This window comes from Neobacillus cucumis (assembly GCF_016908975.1).
Taxonomy (GTDB): Bacteria; Bacillota; Bacilli; order Bacillales; family Cytobacillaceae; genus Neobacillus; species Neobacillus cucumis.
On sequence record NZ_JAFBEX010000018.1, the window covers coordinates 26,212 to 48,096 of the forward strand.

13 protein-coding genes, 1 tRNA gene and 4 pseudogenes are annotated in these 21,885 nt (G+C 38.7%); 5 read left to right on the plus strand and 13 right to left on the minus strand.

Features of this window, described 5'->3' with window-relative positions; translation table 11 throughout:
• Nucleotides 1–55: 55 nt before the first annotated feature.
• The 6 genes from yhbH to queG all read right to left on the minus strand — a co-directional run bounded on the left by yhbH (nt 56) and on the right by queG (nt 7,436).
• Complete coding sequence (yhbH, locus tag JOC76_RS21160; protein WP_205180777.1) at nt 56–1,261, minus strand: sporulation protein YhbH; 1,206 nt, start codon at nt 1,259–1,261, stop codon at nt 56–58.
• A 254-nt stretch (nt 1,262–1,515) separates the two neighbouring features.
• Nucleotides 1,516–3,411 carry a PrkA family serine protein kinase gene (locus JOC76_RS21165; protein WP_205180778.1) on the minus strand — a complete coding sequence of 632 codons (1,896 nt, stop codon included), beginning with the start codon at nt 3,409–3,411 and terminating at the stop codon, nt 1,516–1,518.
• A 576-nt stretch (nt 3,412–3,987) separates the two neighbouring features.
• Complete coding sequence (nfsA, locus tag JOC76_RS21170) at nt 3,988–4,737, minus strand: oxygen-insensitive NADPH nitroreductase (RefSeq protein WP_205180779.1); 750 nt, start codon at nt 4,735–4,737, stop codon at nt 3,988–3,990.
• 56 nt (nt 4,738–4,793) lie between these two features.
• Nucleotides 4,794–5,267 carry a tRNA (uridine(34)/cytosine(34)/5-carboxymethylaminomethyluridine(34)-2'-O)-methyltransferase TrmL gene (trmL, locus tag JOC76_RS21175; protein ID WP_205180780.1) on the minus strand — a complete coding sequence of 158 codons (474 nt, stop codon included), beginning with the start codon at nt 5,265–5,267 and terminating at the stop codon, nt 4,794–4,796.
• A gap of 71 nt (nt 5,268–5,338) precedes the next feature.
• On the minus strand, nt 5,339–6,220 hold the full coding sequence (locus tag JOC76_RS21180; RefSeq protein WP_205180781.1) for an amidase domain-containing protein: 882 nt from the start codon (nt 6,218–6,220) through the stop codon (nt 5,339–5,341).
• An 82-nt stretch (nt 6,221–6,302) separates the two neighbouring features.
• The gene (queG, locus tag JOC76_RS21185) at nt 6,303–7,436 is read right to left on the minus strand and encodes a tRNA epoxyqueuosine(34) reductase QueG (protein ID WP_205180782.1); all 1,134 of its coding nucleotides are present in this window, start codon (nt 7,434–7,436) and stop codon (nt 6,303–6,305) included.
• A gap of 111 nt (nt 7,437–7,547) precedes the next feature.
• On the opposite strand from queG, the gene JOC76_RS21190 reads away from it, so the two are divergent.
• The gene (locus JOC76_RS21190; protein WP_205180783.1) at nt 7,548–8,219 is read left to right on the plus strand and encodes a B3/B4 domain-containing protein; all 672 of its coding nucleotides are present in this window, start codon (nt 7,548–7,550) and stop codon (nt 8,217–8,219) included.
• Nucleotides 8,220–8,302: 83 nt separating this feature from the next.
• On the opposite strand, the gene JOC76_RS21195 is transcribed toward JOC76_RS21190, so the two are convergent.
• Nucleotides 8,303–8,376: transfer RNA gene (locus JOC76_RS21195), tRNA-Gly, on the minus strand.
• Nucleotides 8,377–8,609: 233 nt separating this feature from the next.
• On the opposite strand from JOC76_RS21195, the gene JOC76_RS21200 reads away from it, so the two are divergent.
• Nucleotides 8,610–9,047 carry a hypothetical protein gene (locus JOC76_RS21200; protein ID WP_205180784.1) on the plus strand — a complete coding sequence of 146 codons (438 nt, stop codon included), beginning with the start codon at nt 8,610–8,612 and terminating at the stop codon, nt 9,045–9,047.
• Nucleotides 9,048–9,229: 182 nt separating this feature from the next.
• On the opposite strand, the gene JOC76_RS21205 is transcribed toward JOC76_RS21200, so the two are convergent.
• Together JOC76_RS21205 and JOC76_RS21210 are read right to left on the minus strand one after the other, a co-directional pair.
• Complete coding sequence (locus tag JOC76_RS21205) at nt 9,230–9,958, minus strand: DsbA family protein (RefSeq protein WP_205180785.1); 729 nt, start codon at nt 9,956–9,958, stop codon at nt 9,230–9,232.
• A gap of 360 nt (nt 9,959–10,318) precedes the next feature.
• On the minus strand, nt 10,319–13,948 hold the full coding sequence (locus tag JOC76_RS21210) for a glycoside hydrolase family 3 C-terminal domain-containing protein (protein ID WP_205180786.1): 3,630 nt from the start codon (nt 13,946–13,948) through the stop codon (nt 10,319–10,321).
• A gap of 956 nt (nt 13,949–14,904) precedes the next feature.
• Here JOC76_RS21210 and JOC76_RS21215 point away from each other — a divergent pair.
• Nucleotides 14,905–16,239 (plus strand): family 8 glycosyl hydrolase, encoded by a 1,335-nt coding sequence (locus JOC76_RS21215; RefSeq protein WP_205180787.1) that lies wholly within the window; start codon nt 14,905–14,907, stop codon nt 16,237–16,239.
• Nucleotides 16,240–16,560: 321 nt separating this feature from the next.
• On the opposite strand, the pseudogene JOC76_RS30910 reads toward JOC76_RS21215, so the two are convergent.
• Both JOC76_RS30910 and JOC76_RS21225 read right to left on the minus strand, forming a co-directional pair.
• Nucleotides 16,561–17,039 (minus strand): annotated as a pseudogene (locus JOC76_RS30910) (Gfo/Idh/MocA family protein).
• 65 nt (nt 17,040–17,104) lie between these two features.
• Nucleotides 17,105–17,284 (minus strand): annotated as a pseudogene (locus tag JOC76_RS21225) (Gfo/Idh/MocA family protein); the annotation flags it as partial.
• 205 nt (nt 17,285–17,489) lie between these two features.
• Between JOC76_RS21225 and JOC76_RS21230 the strand changes: the two are divergent.
• On the plus strand, nt 17,490–18,992 hold the full coding sequence (locus tag JOC76_RS21230) for an MFS transporter (RefSeq protein ID WP_205180790.1): 1,503 nt from the start codon (nt 17,490–17,492) through the stop codon (nt 18,990–18,992).
• A 92-nt stretch (nt 18,993–19,084) separates the two neighbouring features.
• On the opposite strand, the pseudogene JOC76_RS21235 reads toward JOC76_RS21230, so the two are convergent.
• Nucleotides 19,085–19,414, minus strand: a pseudogene (locus JOC76_RS21235) (xylose isomerase); the annotation flags it as partial.
• 144 nt (nt 19,415–19,558) lie between these two features.
• A pseudogene (locus tag JOC76_RS21240) lies at nt 19,559–20,537 on the minus strand (aldo/keto reductase).
• A gap of 331 nt (nt 20,538–20,868) precedes the next feature.
• Between JOC76_RS21240 and JOC76_RS21245 the strand changes: the two are divergent.
• On the plus strand, nt 20,869–21,858 hold the full coding sequence (locus JOC76_RS21245; protein ID WP_205180791.1) for a glycoside hydrolase family 43 protein: 990 nt from the start codon (nt 20,869–20,871) through the stop codon (nt 21,856–21,858).
• The last annotated feature ends 27 nt before the right edge of the window (nt 21,859–21,885 follow it).

Below are 21,885 nucleotides of genomic sequence, written 5' to 3' on the forward strand. Positions count from 1 at the left end.
AGAGGATGCGTGGTTTTTTAACAAAAAAAATGACAGGAGCCCCTCCTGTCATTTTTTACGCGTATAATTTTGATTGTTCTTGCTGGAAAAAGCTCTTCATTGCATGAAATACATCAGCTTTTTGTTTGAGTATATAATAGCGGAACTGTTCATCCTTGATATTTTTATAAGCCGACATTAATGTAGAGTGGCGATTATACTGATTTACTTCCCCATAGCCGAACATGTTCGAAACCTTCATTAATTCTTCTACAAGTTTAACGCACCGGGCATTATCAGATGTAAGATTATCACCGTCAGAGAAGTGGAATGGATAAATATTATACTTCCGTGGATTATATTTGCTATCAATAATTTCTAAGGCTTTTCGATAAGCAGATGAACAAATGGTTCCACCGCTTTCTCCTTTTGAGAAAAAGTCTTCTTCTGATACCACTTTTGCCTCTGTATGATGCGCGATAAACTCAATTTCGACTGTCTCGTATTTTGTTCGCAAAAAGCGGGTCATCCAGAAGAAAAAGCTCCGTGCCATATATTTCTCCCAAATCCCCATTGAACCACTTGTATCCATCATCGCGATAACAACTGCTTTTGAATCAGGTTTCACTACTTCATTCCAAGTTTTAAACTTTAAATCATCCTTGTAAATTGGGTGGAAAGCTGGCTTACCACTCATCGCATTTCGTTTAAAAGCAGTCATCATCGTCCGCTTTTTATCGATGTTCCCCATTAATCCGGTTTTTCGGATATCATTGAACTCAATATTTTCAACGAGATGCTCTTGCTCCTCTTTTTTCTTTAAGTTTGGCAGTTCAAGTTGTTTAAATAAGGCTTCCTCAAGCTCCATTAAGGATACTTCTGCTTCAAAATAGTCTTCCCCTGCTTGATCTCCTGCACCTTGACCCTTACCAGGTCCTTTTTGCGCGTTGTTACCGTCCCGCGCTACAACGTCACCGACTTGACTGTCACCTTCACCTTGGCCCACGTGTTTGTTTTTGTCATAATTATAGCGAATCTTATATTCGTCCAAAGAACGAATTGGAATTTTTACCACATCGCGACCATTAGACATAATAATACTTTCTTCCGTAATTAATTCTGGAAGATTATTACGGATTGCCTCCTGGACTTTTTCTTGATGGCGCTGCTGGTCATCGTGGCCTTTACGGTGGAGGGACCAATCTTCTCTAGAAATCACAAATTGATGGTTATCGATAGACACTACAAACCCCTCCTTATTAAATTTAAATTTTTTCTCCATACTGCACATTTTTTTAACAGATACATAGAATAACGCGAATGAAAAAAACAATTGAAATGATGGATTACTTTATCCTATGCAGAAGTAGCAAATAATTTACAAAAAATTTTGACAATTGGTTAATAGCCTATACTTTGGACAAGCGGACTCTTCAAAGAAATATTATCCTACCTGCACAAATGAAGTAATCTATCAATTGGAAAAAAAGGGACTGACAGTCTTCCTCTGCCAGTCCGTGCTATTTTACTCCCAAATTATCTGTTTAGTAAGCTACCTACATAACGTAGTAATTCATTCGCTGATGTCGAATTATACCCATGTTCATCAATTAAGCGGGCAACCACATCATTAATCTTCTTCAATTGCTGTTCATCCGGTGTCTTTGTGGATGTTGTAATTTTAACAACGTCCTTAAGATCCGCAAATAATTTCTTTTGAATCGCTTCTCTTAGTCTGTCATGGGAATTGTAATCAAACCGCTTGCCTTTTCTGGCAAAAGCAGAAATCCTAATTAATATTTCTTCTCTAAATGCTTTTTTGGCATTTTCAGAGATACCAATTTGCTCTTCAATAGAACGCATTAATTTTTCATCAGGATTAATTTCTTCCCCTGTTAACGGATCACGAAGCTTTGCTTTATTGCAGTACGCCTCAACGTTATCAAGGTAGTTATCCATTAATGTTTTAGCCGATTCTTCATAGGAGTATACAAATGCCTTTTGAACTTCATTTTTGGCAATATTGTCATACTCTTTCCGCGCTAACGAGATATAATTCATATACCGATCACGTACTTCAGCTGTAATCGAAGGATGCTGGTCAAGTCCGTCTTTTAACGATCGTAATACATCCAGAGCATTAATCGCTGGTACTTCTTTTCGAATAATCGTGGATGAAATGCGGTTGATGACATAACGAGGGTCTATACCGCTCATACCTTCATCTGTATACTCGCGTTTCAGTTCTTCCACATCAGCCAAATTAAATCCTTCAACACTTTCCCCATCATAAAGACGCATTTTTTTCAGCAGATCAATATCGCCTTTTTTCGGTTCCTTCAAGCGCGTTAAGATGGTAAACATTGCAGCAACCTTTAATGTATGCGGTGCAATGTGTACATCCGAGACATCACTCTCATTAATCATCTTTTCATAGATTCTTTCTTCCTGTGAAACTTTTAAATTGTAAGGGATTGGCATCACAATAATCCTAGAATGCAATGCTTCGTTCTTCTTGTTTGAAATAAACGAGCGATATTCCGTTTCATTCGTGTGTGCAACAATCAGCTCGTCGGCACTTATTAGAGCGAACCTTCCCGCTTTAAAATTACCTTCTTGTGTTAAGGACAACAAATGCCAGAGGAATTTTTCGTCACACTTTAGCATCTCCTGGAATTCCATCATCCCGCGGTTTGCTTTGTTGAGTTCCCCATCAAATCGGTAAGCCCGTGGATCTGACTCTGAGCCATATTCTGCTATGGTGGAGAAATCAATACTTCCTGTTAAATCAGCAATATCCTGTGATTTAGGATCTGACGGACTAAATGTTCCAATACCAGTCCTTTTATCCTCAGAGAAAAAGATTCTTTCTACTAAAACATCTTCAATTCTACCGCCATATTCCTGCTCTAAGCGCATCATGTTCAATGGTGATAAGTTTCCTTCAATGCGAATGCCATATTCCTCATAGAAATCTGCTCTTAAATGATGAGGAATTAAGTGCAGAGGATCCTCATGCATCGGACAGCCTTTAATCGCAAATACAGAGCCTCTATCCGTAAGTGAATAGCTTTCTAACCCTCTTTTTAACATGGTAACAAGAGTAGATTTACCTCCGCTTACCGGCCCCATTAAAAGTAAGATTCTTTTTCTTACGTCCAGCCTTTTAGCAGCTGGATGGAAGTACTCCTCAACAAGCCTTTCTAATGACTCTTCTAATCCAAATAATTGATTACTAAAGAAATTGTAATGCTTCGTCCCTTTAACTTCTTCAATTCCTGCATCCTTAATCATATTATAAACTCGAGAATGTGCAGATTGTGCTACCCACGGCTTTTCCTTCAACAACAATAAATAGTCAGCGAATGTTCCTTCCCAGCGCAGTTTTTCCTCTTCTTCACGGTACCTCTCGATTTTTTTTAAAATATCCATATGGCCCTCCCCCTGTAGGTTATCAGAGACGATTAATATAATCTATGCACCTAAGGACTTGAACATGCGTACCCAATTCGAGATATTGTCTATCTTTTTTATTTAATTAAAAGGAATATTGTTCTTTTCATTTCCAAAACTTAGGCTATAATAAAGTTGTATGTGTCAGAAATGCGTCTGTTTAGCGGCTTTCACTCATTTGGCGTTAAACCATCTTATTTAAAAATCAGGACAAAGGGGGCAGTACATAACATGAGTACTTTCTTAATTATTCTAGTTATGATTACGTTTTTAGCAGCTATTTTCACTGCTGGGTATAACGACAAGCCTGGTACGAATAAATAAGACCTACATGCGCAAAACAAAAGCGTAAGCGCCTTGAACAGCCCCGACAAGCATAAGACGATCAGGAAAGAAGGCGTTCTTTGCCTTCATTCCCTGATCGTCTTAAGACCTCGGGGGCTAGGCGCTGAAGCTGGACGTCGACAGTCCTTTTATTAACAGTTATCCTCAAGCGAGAATTTTATAATTTCCTACACACTAAAAAATGACTGCCGGATTAACGGCAGTCATTTTTTAGTGTAAATCCAGTTTATTTTTTTGGATAAACTCTTTCATATACATTCTATTTTGTTTTAATAACATATTGGAAATCTGTTCAGTCCAACGGTCTTTTCTCTGCCCGTTTGTTCTTGATTCATAATACTTTGAAATGGACTGATCATATTCATTTAGCTGACGAAAATACTTCTCCATATCCTGCTCATATTGATCTTCATGATAGACATGCTCAAATGGCAGTCTTGGTTTTTTATCTGTAATATGTGCAGGATATCCGACTGCAAGCCCGAACAATGGAATCACCCGATCTGGAATGTTTAGGAGCTTTTTCACTTCTTCCAAATTATTACGGATTCCACCTATGTAACATATACCTAATCCAAGGGATTCGGAAGCAATGACTGCATTTTGTGCGGCTAGAGAAGTATCAATCAGCGCCACCATAAATTTTTCTGTACTTTCAATGGATGGGTTTACATTTTTTTGTTCTTTTTCCCCAATAATTGTATGCCTGTAAAGATCCGCACAAAAAACAAAGAAGTGGCCATTTTTCTCTACATATTCTTGGTTTCCAGTAAGTTCGACCAATTTCTTCTTCTTTTCTTTGTCTTTCACCCCAATAATGGAATAAGCTTGAATAAAACTAGAAGTTGCGGCTGATTGGGCACAAGTGACAATGGTTTGAATTTGCTCTTCCGTTAATGGCTTGTCCTCAAAGTGCCGAATGGATCGGTGGTTTAATATGGTTGAAATAACATCATTCATATGATCAATCCTTCCTTTTAGAGCAAAAGGAGGCCTTAGTGTAGTGGCCTCCCTACTTATTTTAGATTTGGATAATCCTGCTGACGTAATGCCTCATAAATAAAAATCGCTGCTGTATTGGAGAGATTTAAGGAATGAATATTTTCAGTCATAGGTATTCTTAAGGCAGTGTCCAAATTCTTTTGAATCACTTCCTTTGGAAGACCTGTGGTTTCACTCCCAAAAATAAAATAATAATCTTTAGACGGATCACTATAATCGAAACTGGTAAAATTCTTTTGCCCCACTTTCGTTATATAAAAGAAAGCCCCTCCTGCATTTTTTTCAAAAAAATCCTCTAAGGAATCATAATAGGTAATATGAACATGTTCCCAATAATCCAAGCCGGCCCTTTTTAACATCTTATCATCGGTTGAAAATCCTAAAGGGCGAATGAGATGTAAATGTGTATTGGTTCCTGCACAAGTCCTAGCAATATTTCCTGTATTAGAAGGTATTTGTGGTTGATATAAAACTACGTGTATAGCCAAAAAATTCACCTCATATTAAAACTCTACATGCAATTATACCACTCTGACTTATGCATTCAAGAATCGAAGAATCATTCATCGAAGATGGAATAAAACTTATATTTAATATTTGGAGTATAGGCAGATGAATCTTCATAGGCCCAGTATCTCTTCCGGCTATTGTACGTATGGGCATTAACTAAAGGCATCCCATATGCATCCTTCCCTGTAACAATCGTATTATGATTGAACCGTCCATCCCCTTCAAAATCATAACAAATGACATCTCCCAATATTAATTGATCAGGACTATTAACTTCTCTTGCTCGAAGACCGCTTTTGGAATTACCTAAATATAACCTAAGGGAGTTTGCTACGACCCAGCTATAACTCCAATTTTGTCGTTGCAGCCACCAGCCTGTTTGCCGATTAGGGTAACCGCGCATCGGTGCTCCACCTGCACGTAAACATTGGGATATAAAATTGGTACAATCATTCTCAAACTTTTTATATGCAGGGTTATAGCTATTCCACCAGCTTTCAGCATATTGCACAGCTTTTAATCGATTATACTGATAACTTAGCCGTTCAGGTTGATCCTCTATGGCCAAAGTTTGCGTTTCTATTTCTGGATATGGATCAGGTTCTAGATTTGGTCTAATTTCTTCATCCATAACCAATGCTTCTTTGTAAAACTTTGCTAACCTCTCTTCTAACTCTTCTTCCATATAAAGTATTCCATTTTGTTTGATTAAATATTGGTAGTGGGCCTGGTATTTAATTGTTTGAAACTCATCCTCTGTGGACTCTTCTAAGATTTTTCCTGCAGCCTTTACTTTCACCATTTCTGCTGATCGATTGGCTAAAGCCTCTTGTTTTTGTTCAGCCTTTGGAAAATAAAGCTTAGACCCGCGTTTAGTTGATAAGAATTGTTCTAAACGCTTTTCAAATAATTCTTGAAGTAATCGCTGCAAACAATCTCCCCCTTTCCCTTCATACATATGAAGAAAAGAAGGGTTTAACAATAAAAAAGAGCAAAACAAGCCGTTTTGCTCTCTAATTATTATAAAAACATAATCCTTTATCAATTTCTGCTTGTACTTGGGAATCTGTCTCAAGATCTTTTGCTTTTTTTAAGGCATCATAGGCTGTCTCTCCGCCAATTTTCCCAAGTGCCCAGGCAGCTGTCCCTCTAGTGACAGGGCTAGGCTCTTTTTCTAATACTTCAATTAACTCAGGAATGGCACTTTCATCCTTAAAATGAGCCAGTGCGATAATGGCATTGCGTTGAATCGGCTTTTTCCCTCTCCATGCGCCTGAAAGGGAGCCGAATCGATTTTTAAATTCTCGATTGCTTAATTTTAATATGGGTTTTAATAAGGGTTTAGCTACTTCCGGATCAGGTTCCATCTCTGTATGGAAATGAAAATTGATTCCCTTATTGACCGGGCATGCTGTTTGGCAAGAGTCACAGCCATATACACGATTCCCTATTTGTTCCCTAAATTCATCTGGTATTAGTTCTTTAGTTTGAGTTAAAAAAGAAATACAGCGTTTGGCATGAATCTGCCCTCCCTGAATTAATGCACCTGTAGGGCATGAATCTAAGCACTTAGTACAAGAACCACACTGGTCTTCTATTGGTTTATCTGGCTCAAATGGGATATTCGTAATTAATTCCCCTAAATAAACGTATGAGCCAAATTCAGGCGTAATAATGGAACAGTTTTTCCCGCTCCAGCCAATCCCTGCACGTTCAGCTACGGCTCGGTCAGAAAGTTCCCCTGTATCAACCATTGATTTTAACTTTGCCTCTGGAATCTTCTTTAAAATAAATTCTTCCAGTTTTTTAAGACGGTCACGAAGAATATGATGATAATCAAGCCCCCATGAAGCTCTGCTAAAAATTCCTCGCCTTGCTCCTTTTTTGCTCTCAACACGTGTAGACATTTTGGCAGGATAAGCAAGTGCAATGGAAATAATCGACTGGGCCCCTTCCAGCAATAATTTAGGAGTTATCCTCTTATCTAGGTCAGGCTCTTCAAAACCTGATTGATAGCCCAACTCCTGTTGTCTGATTAATCGGTTTTTTAATTCAATAAAAGGATCAGCAGTAGTGAAACCAATTTTATCAATCCCGATTTCCTTACTAAAAGCAATAAGTTCCTTTTTTAGTTGCTGAACATCCAACTGAAATTACCTCCTTTCGAATCAAACATCAATATATATAAATTGTTATAATTATTAGTTGCACATCTATCTATGATAAACTATTTTCATCAAATTTTGGAGGTGGAATGGTTGGAAATTCAACTTTCCAGGGAAGTACTCGAGCTATTTCCTGATTTTAAAATTGGGGTCATCGAATATCGAGATATAACGGTCGGGGATTCACCACAAATGGTTAAAGGAAGGCTCCAGCTTTTTCAAGAGTCAATCTTTTTTGAACTCGAGAACAAGCAGGTTACAGAAATTCCTGGGATTAAAGAATGGAGAACTATATTTAAAAAGACAGGAAAGGATCCAAATCGTTACCGTCATTCAGCAGAGGCACTCTTTAGAAGGGTTAAAAAGCAAAATTATCTTTCACCAATACATAGTGCAATTGATATAAATAACTTTTTTTCTCTGCAATATCAAGTACCAATTGGAATTTACGATCTTGACCGCTTGGATGGTCATGTGGAAATTCGGATAGGCAAAGAGGGCGAGGAATATACAGGTTTAAACGGGAGGACCAATTCCTTAGAAAACTTAATCCTCTCCTCCGATGAAATGGGCCCATTTGGAAGTCCGTTTGTTGATTCGGAAAGAGCACCTGTTACGTTAAATACAATGAATGCTTTGCAGATTATATATCTGCAGCCTTCAACAGGTGAGGAAGATGCAGTCAAACTTATTGAATCATTAATGAAGATGTTTACCCAAATACATGGAGGCGAAGCTTCCTGCTTTATTCTTGGATGCCAGTAAGAGGGCATCTTTTTTTTAAACAAAAATAAAACGCAATGCATCGTTCTCTATATGTAACGATACACTGCGTTAGTTAATATGTATGGAGCGGGTGATGGGAATCGAACCCACTACATCAGCTTGGAAGGCTGAGGTTTTACCAGTAAACTACACCCGCATATATGAAAAAACTAAGAACGAACTTACTCAATAAATATTACACATTATCACTACTAGAGTCAAGTGATTATCGCAAATTTTGTCGATTTTACTCATATTTTTTTGTTAATTAGCTATTAATTCCATAACTACCTTTTTCTGAATATTTGTGCTAATCTATTCTATATCTCTTATTTTATACCTAATGAGGTGAGGATTATTTTTAAACGAAAGCCACTCATAACATCCATATTGATCCTTCTAGCTTTTCTAATTTGTGCGGCTTTTTATGTAAATAATAGCAGAACGGCATCGAATGAACTCCCTATTCAACACCTTAAACAATCCAAAATAACCCAAACAGATATAGGAAACTATATCTCTAGTAATCACGATTATTGGAATAATCAATTGTGCTGGGAACATTATAAGAATTTTAGTTTTGATGAATTCAATAAAAATTATAATCAGTACATAGAAGAACTTGAGCGCGTTATCAATGCTACAGATGATGGAGATTTAAGAACCGACTTTTCTCATGCAAAAGATTTATTGACAGAGGCTGAGGAAACAAACGATATTAAACCATTAATTAATGTACATCGGATCTTTCATGATTTGGATGTTAAATTCAATAAATATTCGACTAGCGACTACTTTGGCATTACGCAATATGGAGAAAAACATTAACGGGTTTAGCCCGTTTTTTTGTTTATCCAGGCATCACGCAGTTATTCTAAACGTGGATACTAAGCATGCTCTCAAAAATAAAAAATGCTCCCAAACGTTGATAAATCAACAATTGAGAGTATTTTTCTTCTTAGTATCTATATTATATTTGGCTAGGCCCAGTCGCCATGATCTTTTTCAGCTCATTTCTTTGCTGCCTTGTCTATCATATTTTTCAAATCATCCAGTGTCTTTGCCACTTTACCATTTACAAATATGGTAGGAGTACCGGTTACATTCAGTTGATTCACAAGATCCATGTCCCTTTGCCAAGCAGCATCAGCTTTATTCGCATCAAAATATTTAACAACCTTTATTACATCCACATCACTGACAACTTCTTTTAAAGTGTCCGTAAGAAATTTTTCATTATATATATCCATTTTTTCATATTCGCTGCCTTGAGGTTGTTTTTGATAGAGAAGCTCATGAAATTTCCAAAATGCCTTATTTCCTAGTACGGCATAAACAGACTCGGCAAATTTCGCCGCACGTATGGAATCAATATAAATGAAGGAATCATTTATAAAGTATAATTTTGCGTCACCCTTATCTACTTCTTGTTTAATGGTCGGGACTACCTTTTGATTAAACATTTTACAATATGGGCATTTATAATCTCCAAACTCAATAATCGAAACGGGTGCTGAACTTTTTCCTATGTAGGGCTCATTAGAATAGTCAATCCGTGCTGAACTTTTTTCTATGTTATGCTGATTGGTATTATCAATTTTATCTTTTGCAGTTTCCCAATTTTGGTTTTTATGAGGAGCTAAAAAGATAAAGCCAATTATAATGGCTGCAACGAAACACACTGTCAAGAATATAAACTTAGTGGAAGAATTGTCATAACTTCTTTTTTGGTTAGCCATTTTTAGAACACCTCAACTGTCTGGGATTCCATTTTGCTTTTACTAGTAACTTATAATATTGATAAGCTAATGGATTTTTTTCTCTACACCTTAACATTGAATTTTATTTACATTTTAAAATAATACTTTTTTTGATAAATTGATAATAAATTAATTACCACTTACAATACTTCATTTTTAGTTCAATTTATCACTAACTACTTTGTAAGTATATCTTCGTAAACTTAGTTTGTCTATCAAATAAAGTAATAAAGCATCATTATTTTATCCCTGTTGTGCTTCCAACAATCGTCACTATAAAAAATCAGCTATTGGCAGAAAAACTGCCAATAGCTGAACAATTGTCGCTAATGCTAGTTATTAATAGGCTTTAAGATATGAGAATACTGCATTTATTGGATTAACAGTGTTTGATGTTCCATCGGTAACAATTAAGCCAAGCTTTGGATTAGCAAGTGATAATGGTACGACACCCAGCGATGTAAATGTAGTTCCATTAGTAGAATAATATACAGTATATTGGTTGCCTGCCTTAACAAGACGTAAATAAATATTTGTTGAAGTTAAATTTCTTGTTGCAAACAACATCTGACCTCCATCGATAGACCTGCTGAGACTAAGGGCTGGTCTTCCTCCAGATATTCCGTAAGTTATCTTGATATAATTATTCTGATCATCATATACTCCTAGCCCAACCTCTTGTGTATTTTGAGGTGTTGCTGACAGTTTGATATTAGTCTCATACTGCCAATCTCCTGCAGCCTGCTGAAGGAACAGATTTTTAATTGATCCATCCACAATATTGCCTGGCTGTGAAGTAATCTGCAATCCGTTAGTTGTCAAGCTGTAATTATTTTTATCTTCATGTAGGATCGACCACTGGTTACCAAGTGTACCGGACGTCGTAAAATCAGTGGAAATCGGTGCCCGTCCGAAGCCGATCTTATAGGTTTGTGAATAATCGCCCTCTTCAGTAACAATCGTAGCCGTACCCGGTACAGAAGTTGCCTGGGTTACTTTTACTTTCACATCCGGATCATGGCTGATGGCTGTAATTTGCGGAACCGTATTGCTGCCATCTGGCATTTGGAAGGAGTAGTTGTAATTATCACTGGAAAACTCAGTTAAAGGTTGACCGTTAACATTAATTCCGTCTAACTCTGCTTGTTTTACATACACAACAAACTGAGTGGACTTGCTGACGCCATGATAGGTTGCAGTAGCAGTAATGGTAGCGACGCCGCCATTAACAGTTTTTATTACCCCGTTTTTATCAATGGAAACAACATCAGGACGGTTACTGCTATATTTTAATGTCATTCCTGCAGGTAATGACTTGCTGTTACCCTTGTAAATATATCCATATAAACTCTGATCATTCATAGATACAGTAACTTGAGGAACAACTACCATACCTTTGTCATAAATTACACGGTCCGGAATGTCAGCCTCTGTGTCACCTTGCTGAATAGGCTTTACAGAAACAACACTAAGCTCAGGCTTCAAGTCGCCATGTACATTTATGAAGTCTTGCTGCTTGATATCAGCATCCGCACTCGATGTACTAATCTGGATGCCATAACGGTCCTGGTCTACTGTAAATTTATTCTGTGCTTCATCAAAGAAAGCAAGGTCAGGAACATTAACAGTCATGTGAACCTTCTTGGTTTGTCCAGGATTCAATGAAACCTTCTGGAAGCCTTCCAGACGCTTGGTTGGACGTTGTAATGCTGCCGGTGCGTCAGGTGTGTTCACATAAAGCTGAACAACCTCATCACCTTTTGTGTTGCCGGTATTCGTAACATCGACACTTACATCAAATGTGTCATTAGCTTGAAGATTTTTCTTACTAATATCAAGATTGGAATACTTAAAGCTTGAATAACTTAGGCCATATCCAAATGGATAGGAAATCGGACCGTTAAAATACATATATGTTCGACCAGGATTAGTTCCTGTAGGTCTTAATGTATAATCAGTGATCGCAGGAAGTTCTGAACTGCTTTGATACCACGTGAATGGTAAATGTCCGCTTGGATTATGTTTTCCTAAAAGAACATCCGCCAGACCTTCACCTTTGCGCTCACCATTATAAGAGCTCCAAAGCATTGCAGGAACATCGTGTTCAAATGAATTAACTTCTACTTGGCCAATTGTTTCCATAACGGCAATGGTATTAGGATTCGCTTTAGCAACTTGATCGATTAATGAAGCCTGCGCTCCCGGAAGAGTGAGGTCTTTACGGTCCCCGGCTTCGTCTGCAGTACTGTTGTCAGTTCCAGTATATACAATAACAACATCAGCATTTTTTGCAGCCTCTACAGCGGCTGGATCTACTGTATTAAGATCCTTTGCTTGAGTCCCTTTATCAGTAAAGCCCTTGTAGTAAGTGACTTCAGCATTAGGGTTAATTGCTGTTACAGCATTTTTGATACCATTATAAGCATTTACAAAGTTGGCGATACCCGCACTGCCCTGATTACTTGAATACCCGCCAAGATACATGTTGTCAGGATTAGCAAAATAACCTACTACAGCAACTTTGAAGCTGCCGGAAGCTGGAACCTTAAGAGGAAGAAGTTTACCTTTACTTCCGTCTTTTTGTGTGGTTTCACTATTTTTCAACAGAACTAAAGAGTTATCAGCTACTTTACGAGCCATATCTAATCGATCTTTAGTTTGAGTAATGGCGTTATTACTATCACTATTCGTCCATGTGCCTTCTGGAACATTCTTACGTGCTTCTTTAACCCATGGAACACTATTTGGATCATCAAATTCCCCAAGCTGCATACGAGCAGTAAAGAGACGGATTAAAGCAGTATCAACATCGTTTTCTGAAAATGTGCCAGTCGGAGTGACAATTTTTTGTGAAACAGCAGCTGGTATAGTGTTACCAAAGCTGTATCCATCGCTGTAGCCTGCGTTACAGTTAAGATCTTCACCGGCTCCTATCGAAAAAGCTGTTCTTTCTACCTGATTTACAGGACGCGTCCATCCTGGCGGAGTCCAGTTATGACCGGTAGGATTTGAAACTTCATAAACGGCGTCACAGTCAGAAGTCTCATAACCAGAGAAGCCAAACGTTTGACGAAGGAGCGTATCCATTGTGTGAACATTGGCTGATCCTGGCACACCGTTAATGCTATTATAAGATGTCATGACTGAGCTAACATTTGCCTTCTGTACAACCCCTTTAAAAGGTGCAGAAAAATACTCTCTGAGTGAACGTTCATCAATATTTGATGAACCGTTTAAACGGTTAACTTCGCTGTTGTTCCCAACATAATGCTTAATAGTGGTTACCGTTTTGAGATATCCGTCGCTCTCAGGCAGCAGCTTTCCATTCATATCCTTACCTTCCATACCGTTAACAAACTGAGAAGCGATTTGTGTTGTTAAGAATGGATCTTCTCCGTAAGATTCATCATTTCTTCCCCAGCGCGGGTCACGGGCTAGATTGATGGTTGGCGACCAGTAATCGAGCTCCTGAGTGTTCTCAGGCGCCACTTCACGGGCCTCATCGGAAATCTTTGTAGCTTCGTCATACATTAGCTGGGGATCCCATGTAGAACCAAGTGAAAGGTCGATAGGATAGGATGTTGTGTTGTTCAATAGTGTAGCGTTACCGGTTGGATTGTATTGAGTACGGGCTACACCATGTAGTGCCTCATTCCACCAACCATAGGCTTTAACACCAAGTCGTGGAATAGCAGGTGCTGAGCTACTATTCATCTGGGATGCCTTCTCTTCCAGCGTCATGCGGGAAATTAGGTCCGCAGCTCTCTCTTGAAATGAGTAAGATTTGTCCAGATAAATTGGCAGTTTTGCTTGAACCTTAGATGCCTGAACAGGCAAATTCGGTTTTGTCGCTGCTGATACATTAGATGCTTGGGCTGGTAAACTACTAAATAAACTTAAACCAAGGCCGGCAGTGAGCAGCAATGACACGGTTTTTTTGCGCTTGCGCATTTTTTTGAGCTTACTCATACATTCATCCTCCTAATTAAATTTATATCAACCAAGTTAACGGAGTTCCTCCATTTGCCCTGGGAGATTCCTTACTGCAATAATCGATTCATCCAATGTTGTCTAATTTTGGTCAGTTTGTTTATATAGAAAACAAACTAAGTTAATAGCTCAGCAAGACCTATTCTAAGTTGTTATGGCTGATTTTCAGGAGCATTTAATCTGTTAACGGATTGTATTTGTTTTAAGCATCTTGTCAACATGCAGCTAGAGTAAATACTAAAAATTTAGTAAACCCTTACATATATGTATTGTTTATTCTTCCTCAAAGTAAACTGAAATTACGGATTAATTCAAATATTACAAAATTTATTTTAACACCCTAAACTTTGTTTGTCTAGCAGATAAATTAAGTTTAACTTATAATATTTTTAAAAAGGCGGTTTGAAAATCGGCACACAAAAACAAGTGCTAACTATTCTTCCGTAATGCTTATATTCTGGGTGGTCAGTTTAATTGCAGTCATGATTATTGGCTTTATTCTTTATCCCTCCATAAAGTCAAAATACGAGAAGTCCTGCTTTAAAATGAATCTAACATTGGAAACAGTTCAGCACAGATTGATTATACAAATGAAAAAAGCTCATTACTCGTTTCGATTATTGAGTTTGGAGACTATAAATGCCCATACTGTAAAATGCTCAATTATTGGTTAATGGTAAAGTAGACAAAGACAATGGATAATCTGAAAAAATATTGGACGAGGGACAAGTAGAAATGACTTCGGATCAAAATAGTCCGAAATGCCTAGTGACAAAAAGTTGAAAAATATTAAAATAACCTTATAACATAGTTTGTCGGTCAAACAAATTATGTTTGAAATGTAAGCGTTGTATTTTGAGTGGGTGGCAGATTACATAAAAGCACACTAAAAAATGTATGTAATAGCTACTAATAATTAATTGGAGGTGCTTGATGTGCGTAAAATCGTCAAAAAATTAGGAATTCCGCTTCTTTCAGCAGCTACTTTACTTGCCCCTGCAAGTGCATTTGCTGCTAATTCAACAGCAGAACAAAACAACACATCCCCGGGAGTTGTAAACAATCCTCACGGAGCTTATCTAACTGGTGTGTATCCAAATATGTTTGCAAAAGCAGGATATACAAAAAAAGAGATTAACGCAAAAATTAATGCCGCCTGGCAACAACTTTTTCATGGCAATCCAGGTACAAATCCCGATCTCTATGACGGTCAAGCGGTTTACTACCAACTTACTCCTGACATGGCTTACGTAGAGGATATCGGAAACCATGATGTCCGTACCGAGGGAATGGGCTATGCCATGATGATTGCAGTACAACTTAATCATCAAAAAGAATTTAACTCCTTATGGAACTTTGCCAAAACAAACATGCAAATTAAGAGTGGCAAGACGAAAGACTTTTTTGCGTGGCACACCAAGACCGATGGTACCATAATCGATCAGGGCGTTGCCCCGGATGGTGACCAATGGATTGCTGCGGCACTAAGTTTTGCTGCGGGACGTTGGGGAAATGACGAAGGTATTTACAACTACCAAAAAGAAGCAAAACAAATTTTGAATGCAATGTGGCATAATGCCGACTCCGGTGGAATTAATATGTTTGACAAGACAACCTACTTGTCTACATTCTCCCCTCCAGGTGCAATCAATTTCACAGACGCATCCTACAGCTTGCCGGCATTTTATAGGATCTTTGCTTCCGTAAATCCGGAAGATAAAGATCTCTGGGAGAAAGCTGCTTCTGCAGGTGAACAACTGCTGCAAAATGCTGCAAACCCAAATACAGGGTTGGCACCATGCTACTCCAATTTTGATGGAACACCTTTTACACCTCCTTGGGACAAGAGTGCCGATAGTTATGGTGGTAACTTTAACGAGGATGCCTGGCGCGCCATAGCTAATGCAAATATTGACGCAGCATGGTTTGGTGTAAAACCTTGGCAGACTCAATATTCCAACACACTGGAAAACTTCTTTGAGAGTCAAGGAATGAACACATATAATAGCCGTTACCATATCGATGGTACACCAATCAATACAAATTTGGTCTCGTATGAACCACAGGTACACTCACCAGGTCTCGTATCAATGAATGCATCTTCAGCCATCTCTGCTACGAATATCAACAAGATGGATTTCGTGAATCAACTGTGGAATTTGGATATTCCATCTGGGCACGCACGCTATTACGACGGATTTTTATACATGCTAGGAATGCTCTACGACAGTGGGCAATTCCAAATTTGGTGGCCCGCAGACCGACATTAATTCGAAACTTATGAGCTAAAACAACAGATACTGGAGGTGGGTAGACTGGCCCTCTCCACCCTATCTGTCGTTTTTCCATGTGGCGACAACATTGTATTACCTTCTTTCACCATTTGAATTCAACATAAAAACCTTGATTCCTTCAAAAGAATCAAGGTTTTTATGGTTGAGCGTGATGATGAATCACAAGTGTATTGTAACTTCTGTTTTAAAGAAGCATAACATTCATCGATGACACGCATATTTTGAAGACTATTTTCTTCATTATATAGTATTGGGCCATCCTCTAGGATTGCATTTGAGAAATGCCTTACTTCAAGATTATATATCTCTATAAAACCTCTCAATTGTTTCGATTGAATCCTTTTGAATAATGACAAATCCTTCACCGCCTTTTGCGTCTGGACGGAAAGGTCTTGGAACGATGATTCCGCCTTTTGTTCCAACAATTTCGTATATTTTTCTTGATTCCATATCCATACTGCAATCAAACATAGCGGTTGTGCCATTTTCAGGCTTTAAGACTTCAGTGGCTGAAAGGTCCACTTCAAATTTAGAATCCATTTCTCCCACTATGTCTACTTTAAGTGGCTCTGTACCCAATATATTTCGAATCGCGTGTATGCAGTAGCACCCACATCATAAATGCTCCCACCGCCTTTTATTTTGTCCACGCGAATTTTCTCATCTCTGCTTTCAAGGTAAAAAGAGAATGATGAACGCATCAATTTAACATCTCCTATTTCCCCTGAAGTGATAATATCGCGAACACGTTGGTGCTGCGGGTGAAACTGATACATAAACGCTTCCAAAACTCAACATTTTTTTCACGGAATATCAATGAGCTCCTGCGCTTCCTCAACATTTAAACAACCCGTTTTTCACAGAGTACATGCTTTCCTGATCTTGCAGCTTCAATCACCCATTTTTTGTGCAAATGATTGGGCAGAGGAATATACACTGCATCTATTTCCTGATCCGCCAACAACTCCTCATAGCTATTATACGGCTTAGCAATGTTAAATTCACACACGGTTTCGTTTCTTTCCCACTTAGGCTTGCAATCGCAACCACTTCAGCGTTTTTTGATTGATTTCTAATTTTTTAACCCTCACTTAAAAAGCGGTAAACACTAATTTTTTTCTATAAAAGATCGAGAGGCTCATTTTTTTCAAATAGACTTTTGTTAAATGTCCATAATATAAGTGAATGAATTGATTGAAATTTCCACCGAAAGGGAGATCTACGGCATGGATGTAAGGGAATCAACAGTTCAAAAAATGAACAACAATACACAAAACATTCAACAAGACGAGTATCGTAAGATCAACCTTTCTGAACGAATCGGTTACGGTCTTGGGGACTTTGCCCAAAACCTCGTATTTGGTACAGTCGGAGGATTCCTGGCTCTCTATCTGACGACCGTCAATGCCATTGGTACGGCAGCAGCCGGGTTCATTTTCTTGTTTGTCCGTATCGTCAACGTATTCTGGGATCCGATGGTTGGTACCTACGTCGATAGACATACATTCAAGAACGGCAAATATCGACCTTGGCTTGTGATTGCAGGCATTCCGCTTGTTATCCTTGCAGCGATGCTCTTTGCTCCAATTCCAGCCATTCGTGGTTCAGTGACGGTAGCCTTTATTACTTACTTCCTGCTTGACTTGGTTTATTCCGTCGTCAACATTCCTTACGGTTCGCTGAATGCTTCACTCACACGAGACCCTGAGTCCATAGCTAAAATTACAACCACTCGTATGATGCTGGCTAACATTGCTAACCTCTTGGTTTATACATTGTTCCCAATGTTTGTCCAAATGGCAGCACCAAAAGACCGCTCAATGAAAGATACAGGTTTCTTTGGTCTTAAGATTAAAATGGGCACGTATACGGATCCGACTGCGGGTAACGCTTGGTTTTGGGTTTACATGGTTTACATGGTACTCGGCGCTGTGGCTTTGTTCTTATGCTACCGTCTCACAAAAGAACACGTTGTCGCTACTGCTGAACAATCGGCAAAGGTGAGAACTTTCGACCTGTTCATTGAATTGAGGAACAATAAACCACTAGTGATTTTGGGGATCTTTTTCATGCTTGCTTTTACCTTCATGTTCTTCATGAACACAGTGAATGGCTTTTTTAACCAATACACGGTCCATCACTCAGATTGGATGGGCGCCATAGGTCTCATCGCCTCCATTCCTGGTATTGCTTTTCCGGTCTTCTGGCCAAGATTGAGAAAAATCTTTGGTAAAAAGGGATTCTTCCATTTATTCCTTGGTATGTTTGTTGTTGGTGAAATCCTTACATGGGTATGGTCGTTAGAAGGCATGCACGATTCACTATGGCTTGCTTATGTTTCTACCTTCATCAAACAATGGGGTCTCACTTCAGCAACTGGTTTCATGTGGGCACTCGTTCCTGAAATTGTCTCTTATGGTGAAATGAAGTCTGGCAAGCGTAACGCTGCTATCATCAACGCGATCATGGGTCTCTTCTTCAAGATTGGCTTCACTCTTGGTGGTGCGGTTCCGCTCTGGTTCCTCGCTGCCTACGGCTTCAATGGAAATGCGGATAAACCAACAGCAATTGCTCTTTCCGGTATCAATATAACAGCTATCTGGATTCCAGCAGCGCTTGCGATTGTTTCAATGATTGTGATGGCTCTTTACCCACTTTCAGATAAAGACGTCGAAGACATCAATAAGAAACTCGATGCTTCTCGTGCTGAAGTAAAAGCGGCTGAATAAGTTATCTATATAAATTTATGGCTAAAATAAAGGAAATTTGTCTTTATGACAAATTTTAAAATTCTGTGCCTCCTGACTTTAAGCCGAAGAAAAAGGGGATGTCCCTCTGGCGCAATATCAACATCATGGAAGCAAAAGAACGGAACATCAAGCTTCTCATAAAATTCAAACGATGCTTCCGCACGAGCCTTCGCTAAATCAATCCCCGTTAAATTTGCCCATGGTCTGATTGCCGTTCCTACCCCGAATGGATCAGCTCCTTCAGCCGTAAACGTGTGCCAATAAGCAACCGAGAAACGAAGCAGTTCTTCCATCGTTTTCCCGTTATTGTTTTCCTGCGGATTATAGTATTTATAAGCTAAAGGATTTTTCGAACCTGGACCTTCATATTGAATTTTATTGATTGATTGAAAATAAGCCATTAACTGTTCCTACTAAACTAAAATGAGTTTCTCATCACTATTGATAGTTTGGACTTGTTTATTCGAATTTATTTTATTTAAACTTTATTGAAGCAAAAAACTGTCTGATTTAAGCCAGACAGTTCATTTGGTAATAGAGTATTTTTAATAAGGTCCTCTAATAAAATCTTTTACTTTTTCGTCATAAAAACTTTGAAGCTTTCGCATTTCTTCTTCGGAGAACGATTTCGTATCCAATACGGCAAGATTTTGCTGAACTTGATTTACATTCTTAAAACCAGGAATAATACATGTGATTTCTTTACAGTCGAGAATCCAGCGAAGGGCGGCACTGGCCATAGACGGTCTACCTTCTGCGATCCACTTTAACTGATCAGCTAATTCTACACCCTTTTGGAATCCTAATCCGGCAAACGTTTCTCCTACATTAAATGCCTCCATGTTCATTAAAGCGGCGATGGTCATCCGCTTCAAAGACATGACCAGGTGTGAATTTTCCTGTCAACAGTCCGCTGGCAAGCAGTAATCTTACAAGAAGGCCGACGCCTTTTTGATAGACCTTCGGTTTAATTGTTCTAATGGCTTCTGGCGAAAAATATTAAAAATAATTTGCAGACTCTTCACATTTGGATAGTTTAACAAATAAGACCTTCTTCTACTGATTCCACACTTACCCCGTAATGGCGAACTTTTCCCTCGCGCTGCAGCCAGTCAAGCACTTCAAATACTTTGCCTTCCTTTACTATATCTGTAGCTGGACAATGGATCTGATATAAATCAATGGCTTCCCGATTTAAACGGTGCAAGCTATCTTCGCAATAAGAGCTTACTTGTTCATAGCTGTAATTTCCCGAATCAGAGATGTCTCCTTGAAGGCAAAACTTTGTTGCAATATAGATCTGATCTTCCTTACCCTTAGTCGCCTTGGCTAATAACTCTCCGCTATGTCCGTCGCCATAGACATCGGCTGTATCAAAGAAATTCACACCCTGCTCGATCGAGTACTGCTATGATTTCTGACTTTCTTCATCGCTTGTCTTCCCCCATGGACCCCCGATTGCCCATGTTCCAAAGCTGACCTCGCTAATCTTTATCCCTGTGTTCCTAATTCACGATAATTCATGTCAAAATCTCCTTTTTTCTTTGATCCAATATAATCGTATGTGATCCAAGCAATTCCAAGATAATCTATCCGTACAGGTCCACTGCCCACGCTTTAATTAATCCCATAATTTGAGTACGGTTACTTCAAACAAATCATTGTTAACCAATGTATACGAAAGAACGGTCGATTGTCAATTTGACCAGTGGCGCTAATCAGAATATCAATTTTGCGGCATTTTGGTATACATGCCAACCTTCATCCCAGGAAATGATAATATAGATGATTGTGATGTTTGCACAGCATGATCTTTATGGCCAATTAAAATATGAAATTAAGAGGGGAATAGATCATGGAAAAAATCGTAAAACCAAATGAACCTTTAGTTGAACATATTTATACTGCGGATCCTTCTGCACATGTTTATGAAGGGAAACTTTATATTTATCCTTCCCATGATATTGAACATAGTGGAAAAACTATTGATGATGGTAGTGGTGATCAATATGCGATGGAAGATTATCATATTTTATCGATCGATAATTTCAATTCACCATGTATAGATAACGGCGAAGCACTTCATATTCGAGATGTTCCTTGGGCTAGTAAACAGATGTGGGCACCGGATGCTGCTTTTAAAAATAACCAGTATTATTTATTTTTCCCAGCGAGAGATAAAGACGGTATCTTTCGACTTGGTGTTGCGACTGGCTCAAATCCTACCGGCCCTTTCAAAGCCGAAGAAAATTACATTCAAGGAAGCTTCAGTATTGATCCTGCCGTTTTAGTGGATGACGACAACAGAGCATATGTGTATTTTGGCGGACTTTGGGGTGGACAATTAGAAAAATGGCAAACAGGCACATATATTCCTGATGCGGAGGGTCCTGGTCCATCAGAACCGGCGTTAGGGCCAAGGGTAGCAGAATTAACCGAAGATATGCTTAGTTTTAAGGACAAAACGCAAGAAATATCGATTGTAGACGAAGATGGCCAGCCAATTCTTGCCGGCGATGAGGAAAGAAGATTTTTTGAGGGCCCATGGGTACATAAATACAATGGGAAATATTATCTTTCTTACTCTACAGGAACGACCCATTGCATTGTTTATGGAATCAGCGAAAATCCTCTAGGCCCCTATGTTTTCAAAGGGAAAATCCTGACCCCTGTCATCGGCTGGACCACCCATCACTCGATTGTTCAATTCGAGGATAAATGGTATTTATTTTATCATGACTGCTCCCTGTCCGACGGGGTTGACCACAAACGCTGTGTTAAATTTACCGAACTAAAATACAATGAAGACGGAACGATTCAAACAATCGATCCTTACGCAAACTGAGCATAGAAAAGTCGATTAAATGCATAA